Raw genomic sequence first — 6,651 nt, forward strand, 5'->3', positions numbered from 1 at the left:
GGGGGGCGGGGGGGGTCTTGTTCGGCCCCGCCCCGCCCCGTCCGCGGGCATCGCGGAGCCGTCCGGCCCCGCGATGCCCGAAGGACGCCGCTCCCAAGACCCCTGCCCGGGATCCGGGAACCCGGTCCGGGCCTCAGCCCGGGCAGATGCCGCGCTCGGCGTCGACCGTCGCCGACTCCTGCGAGTACTTCCACTCAGGTGCCAGCAGCTCGCTCTTCAGCTGCTTCGCCGCCGCCGGGCTCTCGACGATGTAGCCGAAGTCCTGCAGCCACGCCGGGTAGAGGTTCTTGGAGCCGATGTAGAACGCCGAGTCGTCCACCGAGACCAGCTTGTGGTGCAGCGCCTGCGGCTTGCCGTCGCCCCAGGTGCTCGCCGGAGAGCTGCGGAAGGACGCCAGCTGGAGGTTCCGGCACATCGTCCGCGACGCCTCCCCGTCGTCACCGGTGCGCACGGCCAGCCGCTTGCGGAGGATGTCGCTGATCTCGTCCAGGGACTTGATCTGCGAGTAGCCTCCGCTGCCCACGGCCCCGCGGTTGGCCGGGTCGCTGACCACGATCCGGACCTTCACGCCGTCCGCCAGCTTGGCGGCGAGCGCGTCGTAGACCCGCAGGTCGTAGCGGGGCAGCGGGGGACAGGTGGCGTTGAGATCCTGCTGCGAGATCTCGACGTGGCTGCGCGCGCTCGCGATGAGCGCCCGCAGCGCGTTCCCCTCGGGGTTGACCGTGTCGTAGTCACGGTCGGCGTTGGTGTTGTCGTGCAGCCCCAACGAGCAGGTCGTGTCGGGGGCGGTGGGCAGGTCCGGGTGGTAACCGGAGGACGGGTCGGACTCCTTGATGCCGACGCCCAGGCCGCCGACCGCGAGGACCGGGACGTCGCCCGGGGCCTGCGCGGGCGAGGCGCCCTGCTCCTTCGCGCCCTGCTCCTTCGCGCCCTGCTCCTTCTCCAGCGACGGCATGCAGGAGGCGCCCCGCGAGGTGGCGAGCCAGACCTTGCTGGGACGCGACGCGTTCTCGCAGGTCCAGCCCCACAGCGTGTCCAGGTACGCGCCCGCCGAGCGTGCCGCGGGCCCGCTCAGCGCCATGTCGACGTCCGACACCGGATGTGTGGTGTCGAGGTAGTCGTCCTTCCAGCCGTTGATGCCGCCGGTGACCGCCGTCCTGCCGTCGACCACGAGGAGCTTGGAGTGGTTCCAGGAGAGCGACGTCTTGGACGTGGTCATCGACGCGACGTTCAGCGTGACCTTCTCCGCTGCCGGGCCGAGCTTGTCGATCAGCTCGTCCCGGTAGTGGGACGGGAGCACATTGAGGTGGTAGACCGGCGCGGCGCCGACCAGGACCCGGACGCGGGGGGAGTGTCCCGCCGCGACCGACTCCTTGAGGCCGGCGACGATGGCGTCCTGGAAACCGCCGTTGGGAAACGGCGCCAGCGACGAGATGTCCACGGTGTGCTTCGCCTCGGCGATGTTCCGGGTCATCCGGTCGAGCAGCTTCCGGGTTCCCGCGCGGTCCTTGCACGCGGCGTCGCCCCAGCAGCCGGGGGTCTGCAGGAGCCAGCCCGACGGATCGCCCGCCGGGGCGTCCAGCCGGTTGCCGTCCGTGCGCTGCCAGACCGAGCCTTCGAGCCCGGGGGAGGTCTCGCGGAGCGACTTCTCGATCGAGTCCAGATGGGGGGTGGGGGGTGTGTCCGCCGCCTGCGCCGAAGCCGTCGGGAACGCCGTGAGCACGGTCGTCAGCACGACGGACGTCGGTATCAGGCGGCGGAGCCGGTGATGGGCCAAGAACTTTCCTTCTTACGGTGGGAATCGGCCCGAACGGCCGCTGAGGGCCTGCTCGGGATGGACAGAAGGTACCGGGTCACCGATTCCGCCGGGACGCCGGGATGGCCCTCCGGCGGAACCAACTGCACGCTCCGGCAAGGAAGTTGAAGGGGCAACGGATGCGGCGGTGTCGCAGGCCGGTGCCGCGCCCAGGGGCCCGGCACCCGGGCGGCCGGGCGGGCCGCGCCCCGACCGGTCCCGTGCGTCCGGCCGTACCGATCACCGTCCGGTCCCCCCGGACCATCGGCGACACGGCACGCGGCCGGAGGCGGCGTACGACCCGGGCCGGCCGGCGTCCCGCCCCCGGTCGGCCGCGTGCCTTCGGGGGAACGGGGCGCCGGCCGCGTGTCGGAACCGGCCCGGGGTGATACCAGCTCTGGGGTACGTGCGGTGGGCGGGAGCCGGCCTCCCGTCCGGCAGACGTCCCCTCGCGGGCCGGGCCGTCCCCTCGTGGACCCGGTGCGGGAGGGGCGGGAGGCGGTGGCGGCCAGGTGCGAAGCCGATCCGGCGGGCGGAGCGGTGCCGCGGACCGCGGCGACGGGGCACGGCGGTACGGGGCCGGCGCGCGGCGTCCGTCCGGCCGCGCGCGGACCCTCCGGAAGCGGACGGCCCGTGCCTCCCGGCCCGGCGCCCCCGGCGCCCCCGCGGCCGTCTCTCCCGCGCTGGCCCTCGCCGCCGCCTACGGGTGGCGCCTGATCGTCGTCGGTGCGGTGGTCTACGGGATCTTCGTCGCGCTGGGGCGGTTCCACCTGGTGACCGTCGCGGTGTTCCTCGCCCTCGTGCTGACGGCGCTGCTGGGGCCGGTGGCCGATCTGCTGAACCGCCGGGTGCCCCGGTACGCCGCCGTCGCCCTCGCCCTGCTGCTCGGCCTCCTGCTGCTGTTCGGGGTGCTCAGCCTCATCGGGGCCAACGTGGCCGGTGAGTGGCAGGGGCTGCGCCGGGAGTTCGACGGCGGGGTGGCCAGGATCGAGGACTGGCTGGAGGGGCCGCCGGTCCATATGCGGCCCGACGCGCTCTCCGATGTGCAGGCGCGGGTGTCCCGGTTCGTCTCCAGCCACCGCTCGACCCTGATCAGCACCGCGCTGACCGGTGCGGACCGGGTGATGAAGGCTCTGACCGTGGCGGCCCTGGCCCTGTTCTGCTCGGTCTTCTTCCTCCACTCGGGGGACCGGATGTGGCGCTGGTTCGACGGTCAGCTGCCGCTCCGCACCCGCCCTCCGGCCCGTCTCGCGGGGCGGGCCGCGTGGCGGACCTTCACCGGGTACACCCGGGGCATCGTGCTGATCGCGGCCATCAACGCCGTCCTCGTCGGGACGGCCCTCTTCGCCCTGGGGATTCGCTGGCGCTGCCCCTGGCTGTGCTGGAGTTCTTCGCCGCCTTCGTCCCGCTGATCGGTTCACCGGTGGCCCTGGCCGTGGCCGCGGTGGTGGCCCTGGCCACCGAAGGCCCGCTGGTGGCCGGGGGCGTGGCGCTGCTGATCGTGGTCATCGGGCAGATCGAGGGCCATGTGCTGCACCCGTTCGTGATGAGCTGGGCCGTCCGGCTGCATCCCGTGGTGGTGGCGCTGACGGTCATCTGCGGCAGTGTCACGGCCGGGGTGCTCGGGGCCGTCGTCGCCGTCCCGCTGGTCTCGGTGGTGTGGTCGGTCTTCACCGCCCTGCGGACCCCGCCCGTCCCGCTCTCCCCGCCCCCGGCGCGCTGACGGCGGCCGACCGGCACCGGAGACGGGATGCGCCGACGCACATCGGCACGGCGCCGGCCGGAAGACGGTGTCCCGCCGCCCGGGAGCCGCGGCGGTCAGTCCCGGCGCCCCGCCTGCCAGGTGCGCACCACGTCGTCCACGTCGAACGGGGTCAGGTTGAGCGGTGGCCCGGCGGGCGGCCGCCGGAGCGCCTCCCGGATCTTCTCGTTCACCTCGTCGAGGATGCGCCGGACCTCGGCCTCGGTACGTGCCCGCGAGGCCGCTTCCAGGGCGTCCTCCGCCTCCTTGCGCAGCGCGAGCGCCGGCGGCAGGTACGACAGGTTCTCCCGGCGCATCTTCTCCTTGACCCACCACATGTCGTCGTACGGCCGGTCGAGACCGGGGAGGGGCTTCCCGAAGCCGGGGAGGTCGGCGAAGTCGCCGCGGTCCGCCGCCTCGCGGATCTGCCGGTCCGTCCACGACTCGAAGCTGACACCGGGGGGCTTGCGTTCGGTCACGGTACGGCTCTCCCTCTGGGCTCCGTGGTGCTCGATGCTCGGTGCTGGGGTTCGGCGCTCTTCGTGCGGTTCCAGGCCGGTCGTGCGCGGCCGGAGCCGGGTACGACCCCAGTCTAGAACCGGCCGGGAACCGCCCCCGGGGGCCACCATCTCCGTGAGTGTTCCGCGCGGCGGCGGCACCGAGCGGCAACCAGGGCTGATGAAGGCGTCCGGCCGACGGCGGGGGATGACGCTCAGCCGCCGGCCGGAGCGCCGGGGCGGTCCGGGGCCCCGTCGAGGTCCAGGTCCATGACCGCGCCCAGTGTTCCCAGCAGCGCACCGAGGCACATGTCGAGCAGCACGGCCCGGGAGAACGCAGGTACGCCTGTGTGGCGATCGGCGTGTTCCACTTCGCCCTCGGCATCGACTCGGTGCCCGGGGAGGGCTCGGCCGGCGCCACCGTCGACAGCCGGGAGCGGTACTACGGCGCGATCTTCCTGGGGTACGGCCTCGCCTGGATCTGGGCTGCCCGCCGGTCGCCGATTCCGGCCCGGGCGGTGCGCCTGCTCGCGGGTGTCTTTCTGCTGGGCGGCGTGGGCCGGCTGCTGTCCCTGGCCGTGCACGGGCAGCCGCACTGGTTCCAGATCCTCCTCACGGCCGTCGAACTCGCGCTGCCACCGGTCTGCTTCTGGCTGTCGGGCGCCGACGAGAGGGCGAATGCCGACCGGCCGGGTGGGACCGCGCCGGCGCGGACGCCCGCCGCGCGCCCAGCGCCTCCGGCGAACTGAGCGCGGCGGCTTCAGGACAACTCGAGCGGCCTTGGGTGACCCCTGAGCTCGCGGCCGGGCCGGTCACGGGCCGAAGTGGAACCGGACCGTCGTCCCTTCCGCGCCGGTGTGCACCCGGACCAGGTCGGAGACCTCGTGCACGAGCAGCAGGCCCCGGCCGCCCAACTGGTCGCGCAGGGGCGGGCGGCGGCCGGCCAGCGGGTCGCGGAGCAGCCCCCGGTCCTCGACCTGGCAGACCACCTGCCCGTCCTCGTCCCAGACCCGGACGGTGCCCGAACCTCCGCCGTGCACCACACTGTTGGTGGTCAGCTCCGCCACGGCCAGGGCCAGGTCGTCCAGCCGCCGGCCCGCCAGTCCGAGCCGCGCCGCCTGCCCGACCGCGAAGTGCCGGGCAGCGGGGAGGAGTTCGGCGTCGAAGGTCAGCGCCGCGGCTCCGGCACGGGCGACCAGCAGCTGGTTGCAGTCGGCGATCGCCTGCTCGGGGGCGAAGGCATCACTGGTGCGGGTCCGGCCGTCCTCGATGAGGACGGGGTGAGTGGCCCGTGCGTCGGCGATCACCTCCGGAGCCAGCCGGCCGGCGTCGTACGGGCAGAGGATGGTGACGGCCCGCCCGTGGAACGCGACATTGATCAGCGCCTCGTGCTGGACGCACGCCGGGTACTCGGTCGGGGTGCGGCCCGCCCAGATGGGCTCACCGATGATGCGCACGCGGCCCGCGGGATGGCGGTCGGCGAAGGCCCGCAGCACCCCCGGAATGATCCGCCCGGGATTCCTCCCGGCCCGCGTCATGTCGAGGAACCGCACGCTCCCGGCGTCCTGCCCCAGCTCGGCCCGGATGGCGGCGAGGCCGTCGGCCGGAACGGCCACCGCCACCGGCTCGCCCGCGGCAACTCCCGCGCGCACGAACGGCACCGTGCCCGCCAGGTACTCGTCCGTGTCGCGGTAGAACAGCGCGGGGTGCGCGAAGGAGCCGGCGACGGTCTCCGTACTCAGCACGTGGTCACCTCGATCGCGGCCAGGCCGGGCCAGAACATCTCCAGCGTGCGGAGGAGGGTCGTGGGCGGCCGGACCAGAACCATGCGTCGTCCGGCGTCCAGCCGCTGGGCGGCCCGTGCCAGGGCCGACACCCCCGCAACATCGACGAACTCGACCCCGGACAGTTCGAGGCGGACATCCTCACCTTGGCCGACCAGGTGGTCCAGCTGCCGCTGCCACACCGTACCGGTGCTCAGGCCGATCTCCCCGACCACCCGCACCCCGGCCCGGTCCCCGAGCGGAACGACCTCCAGCGCGGCGGTGCCCGACGGGGATGGGCCCGCCGACACGACCCGGCTCTCCGGCACAGTCACCGGCTCCCTCCAGAACGTCGCTCGTCCGGTGCACCCCCGGACGATGGGGACGGTCGCCCACGAAGCGGCCCGACGTACATTAAGCCATCCGAGCCGCCCCCACGGCCGGTTCGGAATCGCTCCCCCCGACCGGGCGGTTCCGGCGGCAGCGAACCCGGCACTCCCGGAGTCCGGACACAAAGACGCGGTGCCGCCCCCTGGACCTCAAGGGAGGCCAGGTGGGGCTCCGGGCCGACAACACGAGATGAACCCAGAGGCGCAGCGCCACCGGCCCGGACACGACGGCAGCGGGGCCCGCAGGGCGGGGCGAACACCAGGGGGCGCGCCACGACGGGCCGGTGGTCCGGACATAAGGGCCCGGTGCCGCAGGGCGAGGTGAACGCGGCGGCGCGCTACGACGGGCCGGTGGTCTGAACGCAAGGGGGTGGGGGCGCAGGGGTGGGGGGTTCCGGAAGCTTCCGTGTATTTGTGGCCCCCAGGGCCGTAAATATACCGTGACGAAACCCCCACCCCGGAGGCC

At 73.8% G+C, this 6,651-nt stretch carries 5 protein-coding genes and 1 pseudogene; 2 read left to right on the forward strand and 4 right to left on the reverse strand.

What is annotated here, in order from left to right:
- Window positions 1-133: 133 nt before the first annotated feature.
- Complete coding sequence (locus ABT112_RS34385) at window positions 134-1,777, reverse strand: phospholipase D-like domain-containing protein (RefSeq protein WP_351515743.1); 1,644 nt, start codon at window positions 1,775-1,777, stop codon at window positions 134-136.
- A 701-nt stretch (window positions 1,778-2,478) separates the two neighbouring features.
- Here ABT112_RS34385 and ABT112_RS34390 point away from each other — a divergent pair.
- Window positions 2,479-3,518 (forward strand): annotated as a pseudogene (locus tag ABT112_RS34390) (AI-2E family transporter).
- A 95-nt stretch (window positions 3,519-3,613) separates the two neighbouring features.
- Here the strand turns inward: ABT112_RS34390 and ABT112_RS34395 are convergent.
- A complete protein-coding gene (locus ABT112_RS34395) occupies window positions 3,614-4,015 on the reverse strand; it encodes a DnaJ family domain-containing protein (RefSeq protein WP_351515744.1) in 402 nt (133 codons plus the stop codon).
- A gap of 368 nt (window positions 4,016-4,383) precedes the next feature.
- Between ABT112_RS34395 and ABT112_RS34400 the strand changes: the two genes are divergently transcribed.
- Window positions 4,384-4,782 (forward strand): DUF4345 domain-containing protein, encoded by a 399-nt coding sequence (locus ABT112_RS34400; RefSeq protein ID WP_351515745.1) that lies wholly within the window; start codon window positions 4,384-4,386, stop codon window positions 4,780-4,782.
- A gap of 63 nt (window positions 4,783-4,845) precedes the next feature.
- Here the strand turns inward: ABT112_RS34400 and ABT112_RS34405 are convergent, their stop codons facing one another.
- The gene (locus tag ABT112_RS34405; RefSeq protein WP_351515747.1) at window positions 4,846-5,775 is read right to left on the reverse strand and encodes an anti-sigma factor RsbA family regulatory protein; all 930 of its coding nucleotides are present in this window, start codon (window positions 5,773-5,775) and stop codon (window positions 4,846-4,848) included.
- Window positions 5,772-6,131, reverse strand: coding sequence for an STAS domain-containing protein (locus tag ABT112_RS34410; protein WP_351515746.1), 360 nt, complete (start codon window positions 6,129-6,131; stop codon window positions 5,772-5,774). Before ABT112_RS34410 ends, ABT112_RS34405 begins: the two co-directional genes overlap by 4 nt.
- Between the last annotated feature and the right edge of the window lie 520 nt (window positions 6,132-6,651).

The sequence above is a fragment of the Streptomyces sp. NPDC002055 genome (genome assembly GCF_040296705.1).
In the GTDB taxonomy this organism is placed as follows: Bacteria; Actinomycetota; Actinomycetes; order Streptomycetales; family Streptomycetaceae; genus Streptomyces.